The following is a 17,510-nucleotide window of genomic DNA, read 5'->3' on the forward strand; positions in this document are numbered from 1 at the left end:
GCGGGGTGCGGCCGCCCTCCCCGGCCCGGGCGCCGGGCGCGGGGCCGCCGCGGCCGGGGCGGCCCCGGCGGCGCCGGGGGGGCGGGCGGGCGCCCCCCGGGCCCGCCCACGCCGACGCCCTCAGGCCGTCGTCCCCGCCCCGTCCAGCTCCGCGCGCATCAAGGCGCGCAGGTCCAGCGTGGCCACCAGGCGCTGGAACGCCTCGGACCAGTAGGCGCCCGCGCCCGGCGAGGTGTCCTCGGCGTCCGGCACCGTCGCCGCCAGCGACTCCAGATGGCGCGCCGCCGCGGGGGAGAGGCAGCGCTCCGCCAGCCCCATCACGCCGCTGAAGCTCCACGGGTAGCTGCCCGCGTCCCGCGCGATGTCCAGGGCGTCGATCACCGCCTCGCCCAGCGGATCCGCCCACGGCACCGCGCAGACCCCGAGCAGCTGGAACGCCTCCGACAGGCCGTGCGCCGCCACGAAGGCCGCCACCCACCCGGCCCGTTCCGCCGGATCGAGCGTCGCCAGCAGCTGGGCCCGCTCGGCCAGCGACGAGGTGCCGGGGCCCGTGGCCGGCGGGGTCGAGGGGGCGCCCAGCAGCGCCCGCGACCAGAGCGCGTCCCGCTGCCGCACCGCCGCCCGGCACCAGGCCGCGTGCAGCTCCGCCTGCCAGTCGTCGGCGACCGGCAGCGCCACGATCTCCTCCGGCGGCCGCCCGCCGAACCGGGCCGGCCAGCAGGACAGCGGCGCCGCCTCCACCAGCTGCCCCAGCCACCAGGACCGCTCGCCCCGGCCCGACGGGGGCACCGCGGTCACGCCGTCCCGCCGCATCTCCTCGTCGCACTCGTGCGGCGCCTCCACGACGACCGTCGGCACCGCCGCCGTCCGGTCCAGGCCCACACAGGTGACCGCCCGGCCCGCCATGCGGCCCGCGAGCGCCGAGCCGGGCAGCGCGGAGAGCAGCTCGGCGGCGGTCGCCCGGACGTTGCGGCTGCGGTCGGAGAGCGCCGCCTCCAGGAACTCCTCGTCCGCCGCCGACAGCCCCGCCCGCAGCGAGTCCAGGAACATCAGCCGGTCCTCGGCCCGCTCCCCGGACCAGCTCCCCGCGAGCAGCGCCCGCCCGGCCGCCGGGTCCTTCGCCCGCACGGCGCCGAGCAGCGCGACCCGCTCCGCGAACAGCCCCTCCTCCCACAGCTCCCGCACCGCCGCGGCGTCCCCGAGGTCCCCCGGGCCCGGCAGCGGGCCGCCCGCGCCGCCGGCCCGCAGCGCGAACCGCCAGTCCGGGTTGAGCCCGGCCAGCCACCGCCCGCGCGGCCCGGCGAGGGCCAGCGCCCGCGGCCGCAGATCCGTCCGGGCCCTGGCCGCGTCGAGCAGCGCCGGCAGCGCGGAGGGCGGTGCCTTGAACCCGCGCTCCCCGGCCAGCGCCAGCCACTGCGGCAGCAGCTCGGCGAGGTCCGGCGCGGGGCCCCTGCGGCCGCCCGCCGGGGCGGGCGCGGCCCGTCCGGCCAGCAGCCCTTCGAGCCGCCGCCGGGCCGCCTCGGGCAGCGGGGGCCGGGGGTCGTCCGGAGCCGGCGCGGGCGGCCCCGCGGCCGGTCCGGGCCGCAGCCCCGCCCGCCGCCGCAGCGTCCGCCGCGCGGCGGCGTCCAGCAGCTCTCCGGCGGCCCCGGCGCCCCGCGCCCCCGCGGGCGGTCTCCGGTCGGTGCCGAGCAGCGCCGACGTCACCAGCGCCTCCCAGCCGGGGTCGCCGGACGCCCCGCCGGGCGCGGGCTCCGGCGCGGCGGCCGGGCGGATCTCGGTCTGCGGGTCGGGCGTCGGCACGGGCACTCCTCGGGCACGGTCTCGTCCGCGGGCGCGGGCATCGGGCGGGCGGGGGCTGCGGCGGGCGGTCACAGGAGCGGGACCGTTTCCGACGGGTCGTCCGGGGACCAGGCGGACAGCGGGGTGAAACCGCGGTGGCCGCACTCCCCGAAGACCGTCACGGGCCCGCCGCCCGACAGGGCCAGCAGCCGCCACAGGCCGGGACGCGACCGGTCGCCGCCGGTCAGTGGCAGCGCCTCGCCCCCGTCCGCGTCGGCGAGCTGCCAGCCGTACTCCGCCCGCGCGGGCACGACCCGGGCGAGCGTCACCGGCCAGGAGTCCAGCCACGGGTCCTCCCGCAGCGCCCGCCCGTACGCGTCCAGCGCCGCACCCACCGGGCCGCCCGGCGGCGGCGCGGCGGGCCCGGCGACCGGGAGCAGCCGCGCGCCGGGATCCGCGCGGAGCTGCCCGGAACCCGTGTGCGGGGTCAGCTCGCCGTCCACCACCGCCCCGACCGGCAGCGCGAGCGCGGGCGCGCGGCCCGCCGCCCCGAAGGAGAGCAGCAGGGCCGTACGGCCGCTCTCCGCGCCGTACAGCCAGAAGCGGCGGGTCGTCAGCCGGCCGTCCCCGGTGTCGTACCCGGCGAGGACCAGCCACCGGTCCCGCACCGCCGCGCCGCCCGGCACCGAGGGCAGGCCGACCCGGGTCCGCACCGTCGCCGCCAGCGGGGCGGGCAGCCGGTCGGCGGCCAGCCACGCGCGGTCCAGGAGGTGGGTGAGCGCGCACTCCTCCAGGAGCCGCACCGGCCAGTCCGGGCCCGAGCCCGGCAGGGCGCCCAGCTCACGGACCCGGGCCGCCAGCCCCGGCGCCTGCGCGTCCACCATGCGGGCCGCGGTCTCCTCCCACAGGCCGTACCCCCGCTGCCCGGCCGCGGCGAGCCCGCCGCGCACCAGGTCGGCGAGCCGCCGCTCCAGCTCTTCCGCGCCCGCCGTCACCCGGGCCGCCCGCCGCTCCGCCCGCCGGCGGGCGGCCTCCGGGTCGGCCGGCGTCCCCTCCGCCTTCCGTGCGGCACCCTCGGTCCGGGCCCGCCGGGCCGCGAGCCAGCGCGCGGCCCAGTCCGGCGGCTCGGCCCCGTCCGGCACGGCCGAGGCGTCCGCCGCCCACAGCAGCAGCAGTCCGAGCGCGTGCTCGCACGGGGACGTGCGGCTCGGACAGGTGCACGAGCAGGCCGGCCCGGCCGGGTCCACGACCGTCCGGTACGGCGCCCGGCCGCTGCCCTCGCACTGCCCCCAGACGACCCCCTCGCCGCCGCCCGCGCCGCTCCACGGCCCGGCCGCGCCGAGCCTGCTCCCCGCTCTGCGCGACGCCTCGTCAGGAGCCAGTGCCAGCACCTGCTCAGCCGTCCAGCGCACCCCCATGGCATTCATGTACTTGACGGTATTCTCCGCCACTGACAACGCAGTTGACCTGCACAAATGCCACCGGTGGCCGCCCCGGCGACGCGTCTGTTTTACCGGTCCTTTACGGTGCTCTGCGAGGTCGCTCGAACCAGCGTGCGACCTTACGTCCGCACCACCGTGCAGGGGGAGTACCACCATGAACCGCACCGTCCGCACCGCCGTCTCGGCCCTCGCCGTCACCGGCCTCGCGTTCGGGCTCGGCGCCTGTTCCGCCGCGGCCGACAAGGCCGCCGACGAGGTCGACAAGGCCGTCGCCGAGAGCTACGAGGTGACCTACGAGGTCACCGGCACCGATCTGCTGTCCATCGACTACCACGCCGGCGACGGCAGCGCGATGCAGCCGCAGGTCGAGACGGAGAAGAAGCCCACCGCGCCGTGGACCAAGACCGTGAAGCTGCACGGCATCATGCCGCCCGCCGTCATGCCGGTCTCCACCAAGCCCGCCGACCTCGTCTGCAAGGTCGTCTACCAGGGCAAGGTCATCAAGGAGGCCAAGGGAGAGCAGGCCATGGCCGGCGGCTGCGTCGCCGCTTCCCCGGTCTTCAACTGACCTTCACCGCCCCGCCCTTCGGGCCCCCGCGCCCGCCCCGACCGCGGCGACAGCCGATTGTCAGTGGCGTGGTGCACCGTGGATCGCACAACAGGTCGAACGATCTGGAGGGGGATCCATGACCGTGCCCGAAACCATCCCGCAGCCCGGCGCCGGTGCCGTGACGGACACCGGCCCTGGCCGGCCGCGGCCCGCCGCCGAGGCCCTCCGGCCCCACGCCGAGGCCCTCCGGCCCCACGCCGAGGACGCCTTCGCCCACGAGCTCGCCGCGCTCGCCGCCGCCGACGACCGCCCCCGGCCCGCCCGCTGGCGCCTCTCGCCCTGGGCCGTCGCCACCTACCTCCTCGGCGGCACGCTCCCCGACGGCACCGTGATCACACCCAAGTACGTCGGCCCCCGCCGCATCGTCGAGGTCGCCGTCACCACGCTCGCCACCGACCGGGCCCTGCTGCTCCTCGGCGTCCCCGGCACCGCCAAGACCTGGGTCTCCGAGCACCTCGCGGCCGCCGTCAGCGGCGACTCCACCCTCCTCGTCCAGGGCACCGCCGGCACCCCCGAGGAGGCCATCCGGTACGGGTGGAACTACGCGCGGCTGCTCGCCGAGGGCCCCAGCCGCGCCGCGCTCGTCCCCAGCCCCGTGATGCGGGCCATGGACCGGGGCATGACCGCCCGCGTCGAGGAGCTCACCCGCATCCCCGCCGACGTGCAGGACACGCTCATCACGATCCTGTCCGAGAAGACCCTGCCCGTCCCCGAACTCGGCGAGGAGGTCCAGGCGGTCCCCGGCTTCAACCTGATCGCCACCGCCAACGACCGCGACCGCGGCGTCAACGACCTCTCCAGCGCGCTCCGCCGCCGCTTCAACACCGTGGTGCTGCCGCTGCCCGCCACCCCCGAGGACGAGGTGGACATCGTCGCCCGCCGCGTCGAACAGCTCGGCCGCTCCCTCGAACTGCCCGCCCTGCCCGAGGGCGTCGAGGAGATCCGGCGGGTCGTCACCGTCTTCCGCGAACTGCGCGACGGCGTCACCGCCGACGGCCGCACCCGGCTCAAGTCCCCCTCGGGCACGCTCTCCACCGCCGAGGCCATCTCCGTCGTCACCGGCGGACTCGCGCTCGCCGCCCACTTCGGCGACGGCGTGCTGCGCCCCTCCGACGTCGCCGCCGGCCTCCTCGGCGCCGTCGTCCGCGACCCGGCCGCCGACCGCGTCGTCTGGCAGGAGTACCTGGAGACCGTGGTCAGGGAGCGGGACGGCTGGAAGGACTTCTACCGCGCCTGCCGCGAGGTGAGCGCATGACGGCCCTCGCCACGGCACCCGCCGCGGCGCACCGCCGCGAGCGGCCGCCCGGGCCCCTGCTGCTCGGGGTGCGGCACCACGGGCCCGGCTCCGCGCGCGGGGTGCTCGCCGCCCTGGACGCGGCCCGGCCCGCCGCCGTCCTGATCGAAGGACCCGCCGAGGCCGACGCGCTCGTCGCCCTCGCCGCCGACCCGGCGACGCGGCCGCCCGTCGCCCTCCTCGCCCACGCCGCCGACGACCCCGGCCGCGCCGCCTTCTGGCCCTTCGCCGCCTTCTCGCCCGAGTGGACCGCCGTCCGCTGGGCCCTCGACCGGGACGTCCCCGTCCGGTTCGTCGACCTCCCCGCCGCCCACACCCTCGCCGCGTCCGACCCCACCTGGGACGACAGCGAGGAGGCCGACGGCGCCGGCCGGATCGACCCCCTCGCCGAACTCGCCCGGGCCGCCGGACACGAGGACCCCGAGCAGTGGTGGGAGGACGTCGTCGAACTCCGCGGCGACACCGACCCCCTCGCCCCCTTCGACGCCCTCGCCGACGCCATGACCGCCCTCCGCGAGCGGTACGGCCACGGAGGACACCCGCGCGACCTCGTCCGCGAGGCCCACATGCGACTGCGGCTGCGCGCCGCCCGCAAGGAGTTCGGGGACGACGTCGCCGTCGTCTGCGGCGCCTGGCACGTCCCCGCCCTCGCCCGGCGGACCACCGTCGCCGCCGACCGCGCCCTCCTCAAGGGCCTGCCCAAGGTCAAGGCCGAACTGACCTGGGTCCCCTGGACCCACCGCAGGCTCGCCCGCCGCTCCGGGTACGGCGCCGGGATCGAGTCCCCCGGCTGGTACGGGCACCTCTTCGCCGCCCCCGACCGGCCCGTCGAGCGCTGGATGACCAAGGTCGCCGGACTGCTCCGCGAGGCCGACCACCCCGTCTCCTCCGCCCACGTCATCGAGGCCGTCCGCCTCGCGGAGGCCCTCGCCGCCCTGCGCGGCCGGCCCCGTCCCGGCCTCGGCGAGACCACCGACGCCGTCCGGGCCGTCCTCTGCGAGGGCTCCGACGTGCCGCTCGCCCTCGTCCGGGACCGGCTCGTCGTCGGCGACGTCCTCGGCGAGGTCCCGGCCGCCGCCCCCGCCGTCCCGCTCCAGCGCGACCTGAACCGCCTCCAGCGCTCCCTCCGCCTCAAGCCGGAGGCCGCGGAGCGCGAGCTCGACCTCGACCTGCGCGGGGAGACCGACGCCGCCCGCAGCCGGCTCCTGCACCGGCTCCGGCTCCTCGGCGTCGACTGGGGCGAGCCCGCCGCGGGCCGCGCCGGCACCGGCACCTTCCGCGAGTCCTGGCGGCTGCGCTGGCAGCCAGAGCTGCACGTCCGGGTCGCCGAGGCCGGCGTCTGGGGCACCACCGTCGAGGCCGCCGCCACCGCCCGGGCCGCGTCCCGGGCCCTCGCCGCCGGCACCCTCGGCGAGATCACCGCCCTCGCCGAGCGGTGCCTGCTCGCCGGCCTCGGCGACGCCCTGCCCGCCGTCCTCGGCGCCCTCGCCGACCGGGCCGCGCTCGACACCGACGTGGCCCACCTCGCCGACGCGCTCCCCGCCCTGGCCCGCTCCCTGCGCTACGGAGACGTGCGCGGCACCGACACCGCCGCCCTCGCCGGCGTCGCCGCCGGGCTCGCCGAGCGGATCTGCGTCGGCCTCCCGCCCGCCTGCGTCCACCTGGACGCCGACGCCGCCGCGCAGATGCGCGACCGCCTGGACGCCGTCCACACCGCGATCGCCCTCCTCGCTGATCCCGGTCCCGGCCCCGGTCCCGGCCCCGGTCCCGAACCCGATCCCGATCCCGATCCCGATCCCGAAGCCGATCCCGAAGCCGAACCCGATCCCGCCGGCGCCGCCGGGCCCGGCTCCCTCGCCTCGCGGTGGACCGGAGTGCTGCGGCGGCTCGCCGGGGCGGAGCGCGTGCCCGGCGTCGTCCGCGGGCGGGCGGCGCGGACGCTCCTCGACGAAGGCGGTCTCGGCGACGAGGAGACCGCCCGCCTCATGGGGCTCGCCCTCTCGCCCGGCACCCCGCCCGCCGACGCCGCCGCCTGGATCGACGGCTTCGTCGGCGGCTCCGGCGGCGGGCTGCTTCTCGTCCACGACGAGCGGCTCCTCGCCCTCCTCGACGCCTGGCTCGCCGGCGTCCCCGCCGAGGCGTTCACCGACGTCCTGCCGCTGCTGCGGCGCACCTTCGGCGGGTACGAGCCCGGGGTGCGCCGCACCCTCGGCGAGCTCGTCGCCCGCGGGCCCGGGGCCGGCGCCCCGGGCACCGCCGCCCTCGTCCCCGGCTTCGCCGCCGACCCCGACGCGGAGCGGGCCGACGGAGTCCTGCCCCTCCTCCACCTCGTCCTCGGCACGGAGGCACCCGCATGAGCAGCAGCCCGGTCACCGCCACCGTCCCCGCCCCCGCCACCGTCCCCGCCGCCGACGAGCGGCTCCGCCGCTGGCGCCTCGTCCTCGGCGGCGCCGCGGCCGAGGGCACCGGCCGCGGCCTGTCCGGGGCGGACGCCGCCATGGACGCCGCCCTCGCCGCCCTCTACGACAGCCGGGACGGCAGGGAGGCCCGGGAAGGCGGTGGTGAGCGCGGGGGCGGGCTCGGCGGCTCCGCGCCCTCCGTCGCCCGCTGGCTCGGCGACATCCGCACCTACTTCCCCAGCTCCGTCGTGCAGGTCGTGCAGCGCGACGCCATCGAGCGCCTCGGTCTCGCCGAGCTCCTCCTGGAGCCGGAGATGCTGGAGGCCGTCGAGCCCGACGTGCACCTCGTCGGCACCCTGCTGTCGCTGAACAAGGCGCTCCCGGAGACCACCCGGGAGACCGCCCGGGCCGTCGTCCGCAAGGTCGTGGCCGATCTGGAGGCCCGGCTCGCGGCCCGTACCCGGGCGACCGTCACCGGCGCCCTGGACCGCTCCGCCCGGATCGACCGCCCCCGCCACCGGGACATCGACTGGAACCGCACCCTGCGGGCCAACCTCGGGAACTATCTGCCCGAGCACCGCACGGTCGTCCCCGAGCGGCTCGTCGGCCACGGCCGCGCCTCCCGCGCGGTCCGCAAGGAGGTCGTGCTCTGCGTCGACCAGTCCGGGTCGATGGCCGCCTCCGTCGTCCACGCCTCCGTCTTCGGCGCCGTCCTCGCCTCCCTCCGGGCCGTCGCCACCCGGCTCGTCGTCTTCGACACCTCCGTCGTGGACCTCACGGACGCGCTCGACGACCCCGTCGACGTCCTCTTCGGCACCCGGCTCGGCGGCGGCACCGACATCAACCGCGCCCTCGCCTACTGCCAGTCGAGGATCGGTCGCCCCGCCGACACCGTCGTCGTCCTGATCAGCGACCTGTACGAGGGCGGGATCCGCGACGAGATGGTGAAGCGGGTCGCCGCGATGAAGGCGTCCGGGGTGCAGTTCGTCGCCCTCCTCGCCCTCTCCGACGAGGGCGCCCCGGCCTACGACCGCGACCACGCCGCCGCGCTCGCCGCGCTCGGCGTCCCCGCCTTCGCCTGCACCCCCGACCTCTTCCCGGAGGTGATGGCCGCGGCCCTGGAGAAGCGGCCGCTGCCGATCCCCGACACCGCCTGAGCCGCGGCGGCCCGGCCGTGCGGAATCCGTCGTCGCCCCGCCACCCGGACGGGCGTCCGCGGGCCCACTGAGGCCCATATCACACTCGGCGCCACGCGCCCCTCACCCGCCGCGCCGGCGTGGCGTGAGGGGCGCAAACCCCGCTCCCCGCCTGCCCGGTGGGCCCGGGGCGGGGGTGGGGGTCCGCCCACGGACAGCCCCGTCACCCCTACGTTCTGTGACCCGTATCACCGCTCGGTTGTGATCTGCGATTTAGGGACCCACGGCCCACGGGGATAACCTGCGAGACGGACATGCCGCGTCCACGGACACCGTGTACGCCTCCCTAGTGACAGCGCAGTCACGTTGCCCTCCGCGGCACGCCCACGCAGACAACGAACCGCGATCATCTAGAAAAGGGACGCGCGTGGACCTGTTCGAGTACCAGGCGAGGGACCTCTTCGCCAAGCACGGTGTACCGGTGCTGGCCGGTGAAGTCATCGACACGCCTGAGGCGGCGCGCGAGGCCACCGAGCGTCTTGGCGGCAAGTCGGTCGTCAAGGCCCAGGTGAAGGTCGGCGGCCGCGGCAAGGCCGGCGGCGTCAAGCTGGCCGCGAACCCGGACGAGGCCGTCGCCCGCGCGACGGACATCCTGGGCATGGACATCAAGGGCCACACGGTCCACAAGGTGATGATCGCCGAGCTGTCCCCGGAGATCGAGGCCGAGTACTACGTCTCGTACCTCCTCGACCGCACCAACCGCACCTTCCTGGCCATGGCCTCGGTGCAGGGCGGCATGGACATCGAGGAGGTCGCGGAGAAGACCCCCGAGGCCCTCGCGAAGGTCCCGGTCAACGCCAACGACGGCGTCACCCTGGAGAAGGCCCGCGAGATCGTCGCCCAGGCGAAGTTCCCGGCCGAGGTCGCCGAGGGCGTCGCCGAGGTCCTGGTCACCCTGTGGGACACCTTCGTCGCCGAGGACGCCCTCCTCGTCGAGGTCAACCCGCTGGTGAAGACCAAGGACGGCCGCATCCTGGCCCTCGACGGCAAGGTCTCGCTCGACGAGAACGCCGACTTCCGCCAGCCGGAGCACGAGGCCCTGGAGGACAAGGCCGCGGCCAACCCGCTGGAGGCCGCCGCCAAGGCCAAGGGCCTCAACTACGTCAAGCTCGACGGCGAGGTCGGCATCATCGGCAACGGCGCCGGCCTGGTCATGTCGACCCTGGACGTCGTCGCGTACGCCGGTGAGAACCACGGCGGCGTGAAGCCGGCCAACTTCCTCGACATCGGCGGCGGCGCCTCCGCCGAGGTCATGGCGAACGGCCTGGAGATCATCCTCGGCGACGCGGACGTCAAGTCCGTCTTCGTCAACGTCTTCGGCGGCATCACCGCCTGTGACGAGGTCGCCAACGGCATCGTGCAGGCCCTGGAGCTCCTCGCCTCGAAGGGCGAAGAGGTCACCAAGCCGCTCGTCGTGCGCCTCGACGGCAACAACGCGGAGCTGGGTCGCAAGATCCTGTCGGACGCCAACCACCCGCTCGTGCAGCGCGTGGACACCATGGACGGCGCGGCCGACAAGGCCGCCGAGCTCGCGGCTGCGAAGTAAGGGACGAGACACAGCCATGGCTATCTTCCTCAACAAGGACAGCAAGGTCATCGTCCAGGGCATGACCGGTGCCACGGGCATGAAGCACACCAAGCTCATGCTGGGTGACGGCACCAACATCGTCGGTGGCGTGAACCCGCGCAAGGCCGGCACGACCGTCGACTTCGACGGCACCGAGGTCCCGGTCTTCGGCTCCGTCGCCGAGGCGATGAAGGAGACCGGCGCCAACGTCTCGGTCCTCTTCGTGCCGCCGGCCTTCGCGAAGGCCGCCGTGGTCGAGGCGATCGACGCCGAGATCCCGCTGGCCGTCGTCATCACCGAGGGCATCGCCGTCCACGACTCCGCCGCCTTCTGGGCGTACGCGCAGGCGAAGGGCAACAAGACCCGCATCATCGGCCCGAACTGCCCCGGTCTCATCACCCCGGGCCAGTCCAACGCCGGCATCATCCCGGGCGACATCACGAAGCCGGGCCGCATCGGCCTGGTCTCGAAGTCCGGCACGCTGACGTACCAGATGATGTACGAGCTCCGTGACATCGGCTTCTCGTCCGCCGTCGGCATCGGTGGCGACCCGGTCATCGGCACCACCCACATCGACGCCCTCGCGGCGTTCGAGGCGGACCCCGACACCGACCTGATCGTCATGATCGGCGAGATCGGCGGCGACGCCGAGGAGCGTGCGGCCGACTTCATCAAGGCCAACGTCACCAAGCCGGTCGTCGGCTACGTCGCGGGCTTCACCGCGCCCGAGGGCAAGACCATGGGCCACGCCGGCGCCATCGTCTCCGGCTCCTCCGGCACCGCCCAGGCGAAGAAGGAGGCCCTGGAGGCCGCCGGTGTGAAGGTCGGCAAGACCCCCACCGAGACCGCCAAGCTGGCGCGCGCGATCCTCGCGGGCTGAAGCACCACGGCGAGACCGTAAGCGAGTGGGCCCCGCCCCTCCCGGGAGACCGGGCGGGGGCGGGGCCCACTCGCGTGTGCCAGAGACGGCTCCGTCGTGCCGGACGCCTACTCCGCGGCCGGGATCAGCCGCTCCGGGCCCGGGTTCGGCTCGGACCGCAGCTTGTCGCGCAGCTCCACGTCCTCCTCGCCGAGCTTCTGCGGCCCGCCGCGCACCGGGACGCCGTTCACGGTCTGGCCGGGCGCCACGTCCGGGATGTAGCGGGTCGGCGCCGTCGCCGCGCTCAGCGCCGTGACGCCGATGAGGACCGCCGTCACCCCGGCGACCGCCCGGGTCATCCGCCGGGTCCGCCGGTCGCTGCCGCCGCGGACCGTGCGCGCCCCCGGGAGCGCCGCCCCCGGCGCCTCCGCGACCAGCGCGCTCAGCCGCCGCTGGAGCGCCTCGGGGTCGGCCAGCTCCGGCACGGCCCGGCCGATCGCCGCGTGCGCGTACAGCAGCCGGTTGGCGGCGGCCGGGGTGCTGGCCTCGGTCTCGGCGGCCGTCTCCGGCAGGTCGAGCCCGAGCCCGTCGTAGAGCAGCACGGTCCGCCGGTACGGCGCGGGCAGGTCGAGCAGCGCGCCGAGCAGCGCCCGCCGTCCGGCCTCGGCCGGCGGGGGGTCGGGGTGCTTGTGGGTGCGGCGCAGCCGGTGCCAGGGCGAGAGGGCGTACTCGTACGCCGCGGCCCGCACCCAGCCGACCGGGTCGGCGTCCACGGCCACCTCGGGCCAGTGTTCCCAGGCGTGCTGGAAGGCGTGCTCGACGGCCTCCTGGGAGAGCGCGCGGCGCCCGGTCAGCAGAGAGGTCTGGTGGACGAGCCCGGGTGCCGCGTACGCGTAGAGCGCGTCGAACGCCTGCTCGGGGGTGAGTCCGGACGGTGTGCGCTCCGGCGTGTGCGCCATCTCCTGCGCCTCCTGCTCCGGTGCGGGGTCCGCTCCCGGGTGCTCCTCGGGCCGCGCCGGGCCGCGCCGGCCGGGGCCGGAGGCGGCGATCGCGGGCGCGGGGGAGGGGGCCCTGGGGGGTCTGGCGGCGCGCTTGGCGGCGGCCTTGGGCCGCACGTTGGCGGTGGGGGCGGGCGTCGGAGCGGCGGCCTTCGGGGAGGCGGCCGGAGCCGGAGCCGGAGCCTGAGCCGCGGCGGGAGCCGGAGCCGCGGCCTGAGCGGTGTCCGGAGCCGCCTGGTCCCGGTCTCGGGCCCGCTCCCGGTCCGGGGGCCGCTCCTGGTCCGCCGGCGGGCCGGCGAGCAGCTTCGCGTACGTCTCGCGCTTGCGGCCGCGGGGGGAGGAGCGCCCGGTCTCCCATGCCTTGACCGTGGCCTTCGTGACGCCCATGGCCTCGGCGACCTGCTCCTCGCTCAGGGCGAGCGCCTCGCGCAGCCTGCGCCGCTCCTTCGGTGTCGGCAGCGATGGGGCGGTGGAGGGGGGCGCGGTGTCGCCGCCCCGGCTCGTCTGGCTCATCGGAGTCGACCTCCCGCTGCGTACCTATGGGCGGAAAAGTACATAAACGTATATTGGGCGACACAGCGGATGTTTGCCTGTTACGCCGTGAAAGCGCGTGTCGTTGGCAGCATGGCCCCGTGACCCACCTGACCGAGCACTCCCTGGTCCAGGGCGGGCGTTCCGCCGCGTTCGCCACCGCCTGCGTCCGCGGCGGGGTCGCCGCCGGACTCGGCGCCGGCGCGCTCGCCGTCCTGGTGATCGCCGCCTGGATCGGCTCGCCCCACCCCGACAGCGGCGCCGGCGGCGCCCTCCACCTCGCCGCCGGGCTGTGGCTGCTCGCCCACGGCGTGGACCTCGTCCGCACCGACACCCTCAGCGGACTGCCCGCGCCCCTGGGGATCGTGCCGCTGCTGCCGGCCGTGCTGCCGCTCTGGCTGGTCTTCCGGACCGCCCGCTCCACCCTCGACCCGGCCGACGCGACCCGCCCGCGGCCCTCGCCCGCGGGTGCGCTCGGCGCGATCTCCGGGGGATATCTGCTGGTCGCGGCCGTGATCGTGGTCTACAGCGAGAGCGGCCCGCTCCCCGCCGACCTCGTCACCGCCGGGCTGTGGCTGCCCGGCGTCGTGCTCGGCGCGGCCGGCGCCGGCGTCTGGACCGCCCTGGGCAGGCCCCTGCCGGGCCGGGAGGAGGCCGCCGCCGCGCTGCGCGGGGCCGGGACCGGCCTGGTGACGCTCCTCGCGGGCGGGGCGGTGCTGGCCGGGACCTCGCTGGCCTGGCACGCGGGCGCGGCCCGGGCCTCGTACGAAGGACTCGCGGGGGAATGGTCCGGACGGGTGACGCTGGCCCTGCTCGTCGTCGCCCTGCTGCCGAACGCGGCGGTGTGGGCGGCGGCCTACGGGCTCGGGCCCGGCTTCGCCCTCGGCACGGGCGCCCTCGCGACCCCGCTGGGTCTCGTGGGCGACCCGGCCGTCCCGCCCTTCCCGCTCCTCGCGGCCCTGCCGCCGGACGGGCGCGGCGGCTGGCCGCAGTGGGCCGCGGTGGCCGTGCCGCTGGTCGCGGCGGTGGCCCTGGGCCGCTCGGTGGGCCGGTCCACCGGCACCGGCCGGGCCCGGGAGACGGCGCTCGCGGCACTGGGCGCGGCCTGGGCCTCCGGCGCGGTGGTCGCCGTCCTGGCGGGCGCGGCGGGCGGCCCGCTCGGCTCGGGCCGGCTGCTCGCCTTCGGCCCGGTGTGGTGGCAGGCGGGCGCGGCGGCGGTGCTGTGGGGGGTGGGCGTCGGTCTGCCGGCGGCGCTGGCGGTACGGGCCTGGGGCCGCCGGGTGCCCCGCGTGCGGAAGCCCAGGACCCCGAAGCCGCCCAAGCCGCCGAAGCGGCCCAAGCGGCGGAAGGCGCCGGAGCCGGCCCTGGCCGGGGCGGTCACGGGCGCGCAGGCCGCCGTCCCCGAGCCGGAGGATCCCCTGGGCCCCGGCTTCGACTTCTCCCTGGAGGGCGACGAGGGCTACGAGCCGTACGACTACCTCCCGGCGTCCTGGGAGACCCCGCAGACCCCGCAGACCCCGCCGACCCCGCCGACCCCATAAGCCCCGCAGAGCCCGCGGACCCCGCAGAGCCCATAAACCCCGCAGAGCCCGCGGACCCCGCCGGTCCCCTCCGCCCCGGCGGCCCCGAGGACGGAGCCGCCCCGGCCGTCGGGGACGGCCGGGGCGGAGCGAGGGGAGCCGGGGAGGCGGATGCGGCTACTCGCGCACCCCGAAGCCGTCCCGCAGCGGCTTGGGCAGCAGGTCGTTGCAGGAGAGCGCGCCCGCGTGGGTGAGGGCGTCGTCCCGGCACTCGTAGAAGTCCTTGTAGACCAGCTGCATCGTGAAGCCGAAGCCCACGATCAGCAGGGCGACGGCCGAGGCCACCAGGCCGCTGATCGCGGCCGTCCGCATCGAGCGGACCGGGTTCGGGGAGCCCGGCGCCGCGGACGGCCGTCCCGAGGGCTGGGACGCGGCCTGTGATTCCGGCGACACCTCGGCCGGGGCCTTCGGCTTCGCGCGCAGCGAGCTGATCGACCAGTACAGCGAGAGGGCGCCGAGCAGGAGGGCCAGCTCCGGGATGTCGAAGATCGCGAAGAAGAAGGCCCACATGCCGCCGAGGATCGCGTACCGCGCCCGCCGCTGGGCCGGGTCCGTCGGGTCCCAGCGCAGCCCCTGCCGCTCGGGCCCCTGGCCGCCGGAGCCGCCCTGGCCGCCCTGGCGCTCGGGTCCGCGCCCGAAGCCGTCCGACGAACGGCCCGGCTGGCGCGGGCTCCAGCGCCCGTCGGACGAGCCGGTCACGGGCGACGACGGCGCGTCGTCCTCCCCGTCCGGCCCGCCCCGGCCGTCCTGGCCCTCCGGGCGGCGCGGCTGCCACGGCTCGTCGGGCTTGCCCTCGGGCGGCGGGGCGAACGGGTTGTTGTCGTTCGTGGACTGGCGATCCGGCATCTGCTGGACGTCTTCCCTCTGTCGTCGTGACCGTCGTCGCACCGGGTGGCACACCGGCGTCGGACCCTGACGCTACCCCCCTGCTCCGCCCCCGTCCCGTGGGGGCCGTCCGGTGTGCCGGTATCGTTGCTGACGGTCGAGCCATTCGTAGGGTTCCCCGTATCGACGGGCACGATTCGTTCGTAGGACCGTACAAACACCACGGAAAGAGTGACCCAGTGGCTGCCGCCCGACTTGTCGTCCTGGTCTCCGGGTCCGGTACCAACCTCCAGGCCCTGCTCGACGGCATCGCCGCCGACCCCGAGGGCTACGGCGCCGAGATCGTCGCCGTCGGCGCCGACCGCGAGGCCATCGCGGGTCTGGAGCGGGCCGAGCGCGCCGGGCTGCCCACCTTCGTCTGCCGGGTGAAGGACCACGCGACCCGCGAGGAGTGGGACCGCGCCCTGGCCGAGGCGACCGCCGCGTACGAGCCGGACCTCGTCGTCTCCGCCGGGTTCATGAAGATCCTCGGCAAGGAGTTCCTCGCCCGCTTCGGCGGCCGGGTCGTCAACACCCACCCGGCGCTCCTCCCCAGTTTTCCCGGTGCCCACGGGGTGCGTGACGCGCTCGCCCATGGCGTGAAGGTCACCGGGTGCACCGTCCACTTCGTCGACGACGGCGTCGACACCGGCCCGATCATCGCCCAGGGCGTGGTCGAGGTGCGGGAGTCGGACGATGAAGCCGCGCTCCACGAGCGCATCAAGGAAGTCGAGCGCTCGCTGCTCGTCGACGTCGTGGGGCGCCTCGCCCGGCACGGCTACCGCATTGAGGGACGAAAGGTTCAGATCGGTGAACACGGACACCGTTAAGCCCATCCGCCGCGCGCTGGTCAGCGTCTACGACAAGACCGGTCTGGAGGAGCTGGCCCGCGGTCTGCACGAGGCCGGTGTCGAGCTCGTCTCCACCGGCTCCACCGCCGGGAAGATCGCCGCCGCCGGCGTCCCGGTCACCAAGGTCGAGGAGCTGACCGGCTTCCCCGAGTGCCTCGACGGGCGCGTCAAGACCCTGCACCCGCGCGTGCACGCCGGCATCCTCGCCGACCTGCGCCTGGAGTCGCACCGCGAGCAGCTCGCCGAGCTGGGCGTGGAGCCCTTCGACCTGGTCGTCGTGAACCTCTACCCGTTCCGCGAGACCGTCGCCTCCGGCGCCACCCCGGACGAGTGCGTCGAGCAGATCGACATCGGCGGCCCGTCGATGGTCCGCGCCGCCGCCAAGAACCACCCGTCGGTCGCCATCGTCACCAGCCCCGAGCGGTACGCGGACGTCCTCGCCGCCGTCAAGGCCGGCGGCTTCGACCTCACCGCCCGCAAGCGTCTGGCCGGCGAGGCGTTCCAGCACACCGCCGCGTACGACGTGGCCGTGGCCTCCTGGTTCGCCGACGACTACGCGGCCGCCGACGACTCCGGCTTCCCGGACTTCCTGGGCGCCACCTACGCGCGCAAGAACGTCCTGCGCTACGGCGAGAACCCGCACCAGGGCGCCGCGCTCTACGTCGACGGCACGGGCGGCCTCGCCGAGGCCGAGCAGCTGCACGGCAAGGAGATGTCGTACAACAACTACACGGACACCGACGCCGCGCGCCGGGCCGCGTACGACCACACCGAGCCCTGCGTCGCGATCATCAAGCACGCCAACCCGTGCGGCATCGCGGTCGGTGCCGACGTCGCCGAGGCCCACCGCAAGGCCCACGCCTGCGACCCGCTCTCGGCCTTCGGCGGCGTCATCGCCGTCAACCGCCCGGTCTCCGTCGAGATGGCCGAGCAGGTCGCCGAGATCTTCACCGAGGTCATCGTCGCCCCGGCGTACGAGGACGGCGCCGTCGAGATCCTCGCCAAGAAGAAGAACATCCGCGTGCTGCGCGCCGAGGGCGCCCCGAGCAACCCGGTCGAGGTCAAGCCCGTCGACGGCGGCGCCCTCCTCCAGGTCACCGACCGCCTCCAGGCCGAGGGCGACGACCCGGCGAACTGGACCCTCGCCACCGGCGAGGCCCTCTCCGCCGAGGAGCTGGCCGAGCTCGCGTTCGCGTGGAAGGCGTGCCGCGCGGTCAAGTCCAACGCGATCCTCCTCGCCAAGGACGGCGCCTCCGTCGGCGTCGGCATGGGCCAGGTCAACCGCGTCGACTCCGCCAAGCTCGCCGTCGAGCGGGCCGGCGAGGAGCGCGCCCGGGGCTCCTACGCGGCCTCCGACGCCTTCTTCCCCTTCCCCGACGGCCTGGAGATCCTCACCGCGGCCGGCGTGAAGGCGGTCGTCCAGCCCGGCGGCTCGATGCGCGACGAGCTCGTCGTCGAGGCCGCGAAGAAGGCCGGCGTGACGATGTACTTCACCGGCACCCGCCACTTCTTCCACTGACGGGACGCGGTCGTGGAGCCC

13 protein-coding genes are annotated in these 17,510 nt (G+C 76.2%); 9 read left to right on the plus strand and 4 right to left on the minus strand.

Annotated features, from left to right (window positions below; all coding sequences use genetic code 11):
* Positions 1-120 precede the first annotated feature (120 nt).
* Positions 121-1,773, minus strand: coding sequence for a DUF5691 domain-containing protein (locus ACFVU3_RS35010; protein WP_390072861.1), 1,653 nt, complete (start codon positions 1,771-1,773; stop codon positions 121-123).
* A gap of 95 nt (positions 1,774-1,868) precedes the next feature.
* Entirely contained in the window at positions 1,869-3,206 is a 1,338-nt protein-coding gene (locus ACFVU3_RS35015; protein ID WP_390072791.1) for an SWIM zinc finger family protein, read from the minus strand.
* Positions 3,207-3,375: 169 nt separating this feature from the next.
* On the opposite strand from ACFVU3_RS35015, the gene ACFVU3_RS35020 reads away from it, so the two are divergent.
* From ACFVU3_RS35020 to sucD, 6 genes are all read left to right on the plus strand, one after another.
* Positions 3,376-3,789 carry a hypothetical protein gene (locus tag ACFVU3_RS35020; RefSeq protein ID WP_390072793.1) on the plus strand — a complete coding sequence of 138 codons (414 nt, stop codon included), beginning with the start codon at positions 3,376-3,378 and terminating at the stop codon, positions 3,787-3,789.
* 118 nt (positions 3,790-3,907) lie between these two features.
* Complete coding sequence (locus tag ACFVU3_RS35025; protein WP_390072795.1) at positions 3,908-5,086, plus strand: AAA family ATPase; 1,179 nt, start codon at positions 3,908-3,910, stop codon at positions 5,084-5,086.
* Positions 5,083-7,482, plus strand: coding sequence for a DUF5682 family protein (locus ACFVU3_RS35030; protein WP_390072797.1), 2,400 nt, complete (start codon positions 5,083-5,085; stop codon positions 7,480-7,482). The genes ACFVU3_RS35025 and ACFVU3_RS35030 overlap by 4 nt, the downstream gene beginning before the upstream one ends.
* The gene (locus ACFVU3_RS35035; protein WP_390072799.1) at positions 7,479-8,681 is read left to right on the plus strand and encodes a VWA domain-containing protein; all 1,203 of its coding nucleotides are present in this window, start codon (positions 7,479-7,481) and stop codon (positions 8,679-8,681) included. Before ACFVU3_RS35030 ends, ACFVU3_RS35035 begins: the two co-directional genes overlap by 4 nt.
* A gap of 406 nt (positions 8,682-9,087) precedes the next feature.
* On the plus strand, positions 9,088-10,266 hold the full coding sequence (gene sucC / locus ACFVU3_RS35040) for an ADP-forming succinate--CoA ligase subunit beta (RefSeq protein WP_190226560.1): 1,179 nt from the start codon (positions 9,088-9,090) through the stop codon (positions 10,264-10,266).
* A 16-nt stretch (positions 10,267-10,282) separates the two neighbouring features.
* A complete protein-coding gene (sucD, locus tag ACFVU3_RS35045) occupies positions 10,283-11,167 on the plus strand; it encodes a succinate--CoA ligase subunit alpha (RefSeq protein WP_200426104.1) in 885 nt (294 codons plus the stop codon).
* Between the two features lie 107 nt (positions 11,168-11,274).
* On the opposite strand, the gene ACFVU3_RS35050 is transcribed toward sucD, so the two are convergent.
* Entirely contained in the window at positions 11,275-12,657 is a 1,383-nt protein-coding gene (locus ACFVU3_RS35050; protein WP_390072800.1) for a helix-turn-helix domain-containing protein, read from the minus strand.
* Positions 12,658-12,776: 119 nt separating this feature from the next.
* On the opposite strand from ACFVU3_RS35050, the gene ACFVU3_RS35055 reads away from it, so the two are divergent.
* A complete protein-coding gene (locus tag ACFVU3_RS35055; RefSeq protein ID WP_390072802.1) occupies positions 12,777-14,216 on the plus strand; it encodes a DUF6350 family protein in 1,440 nt (479 codons plus the stop codon).
* 156 nt (positions 14,217-14,372) lie between these two features.
* Here the strand turns inward: ACFVU3_RS35055 and ACFVU3_RS35060 are convergent, their stop codons facing one another.
* Entirely contained in the window at positions 14,373-15,101 is a 729-nt protein-coding gene (locus ACFVU3_RS35060; protein WP_390072804.1) for a hypothetical protein, read from the minus strand.
* Between the two features lie 218 nt (positions 15,102-15,319).
* Here ACFVU3_RS35060 and purN point away from each other — a divergent pair, with 218 nt between their 5' ends.
* Positions 15,320-15,949, plus strand: a complete 630-nt coding sequence (gene purN, locus ACFVU3_RS35065) for a phosphoribosylglycinamide formyltransferase (protein WP_390072806.1) — start codon at positions 15,320-15,322, stop codon at positions 15,947-15,949.
* On the plus strand, positions 15,930-17,489 hold the full coding sequence (purH, locus tag ACFVU3_RS35070) for a bifunctional phosphoribosylaminoimidazolecarboxamide formyltransferase/IMP cyclohydrolase (protein ID WP_390072808.1): 1,560 nt from the start codon (positions 15,930-15,932) through the stop codon (positions 17,487-17,489). Before purN ends, purH begins: the two co-directional genes overlap by 20 nt.
* Positions 17,490-17,510 lie beyond the last annotated feature (21 nt).

The sequence above is a fragment of the Streptomyces sp. NPDC058052 genome, assembly GCF_042885515.1.
GTDB lineage: Bacteria > Actinomycetota > Actinomycetes > Streptomycetales > Streptomycetaceae > Streptomyces.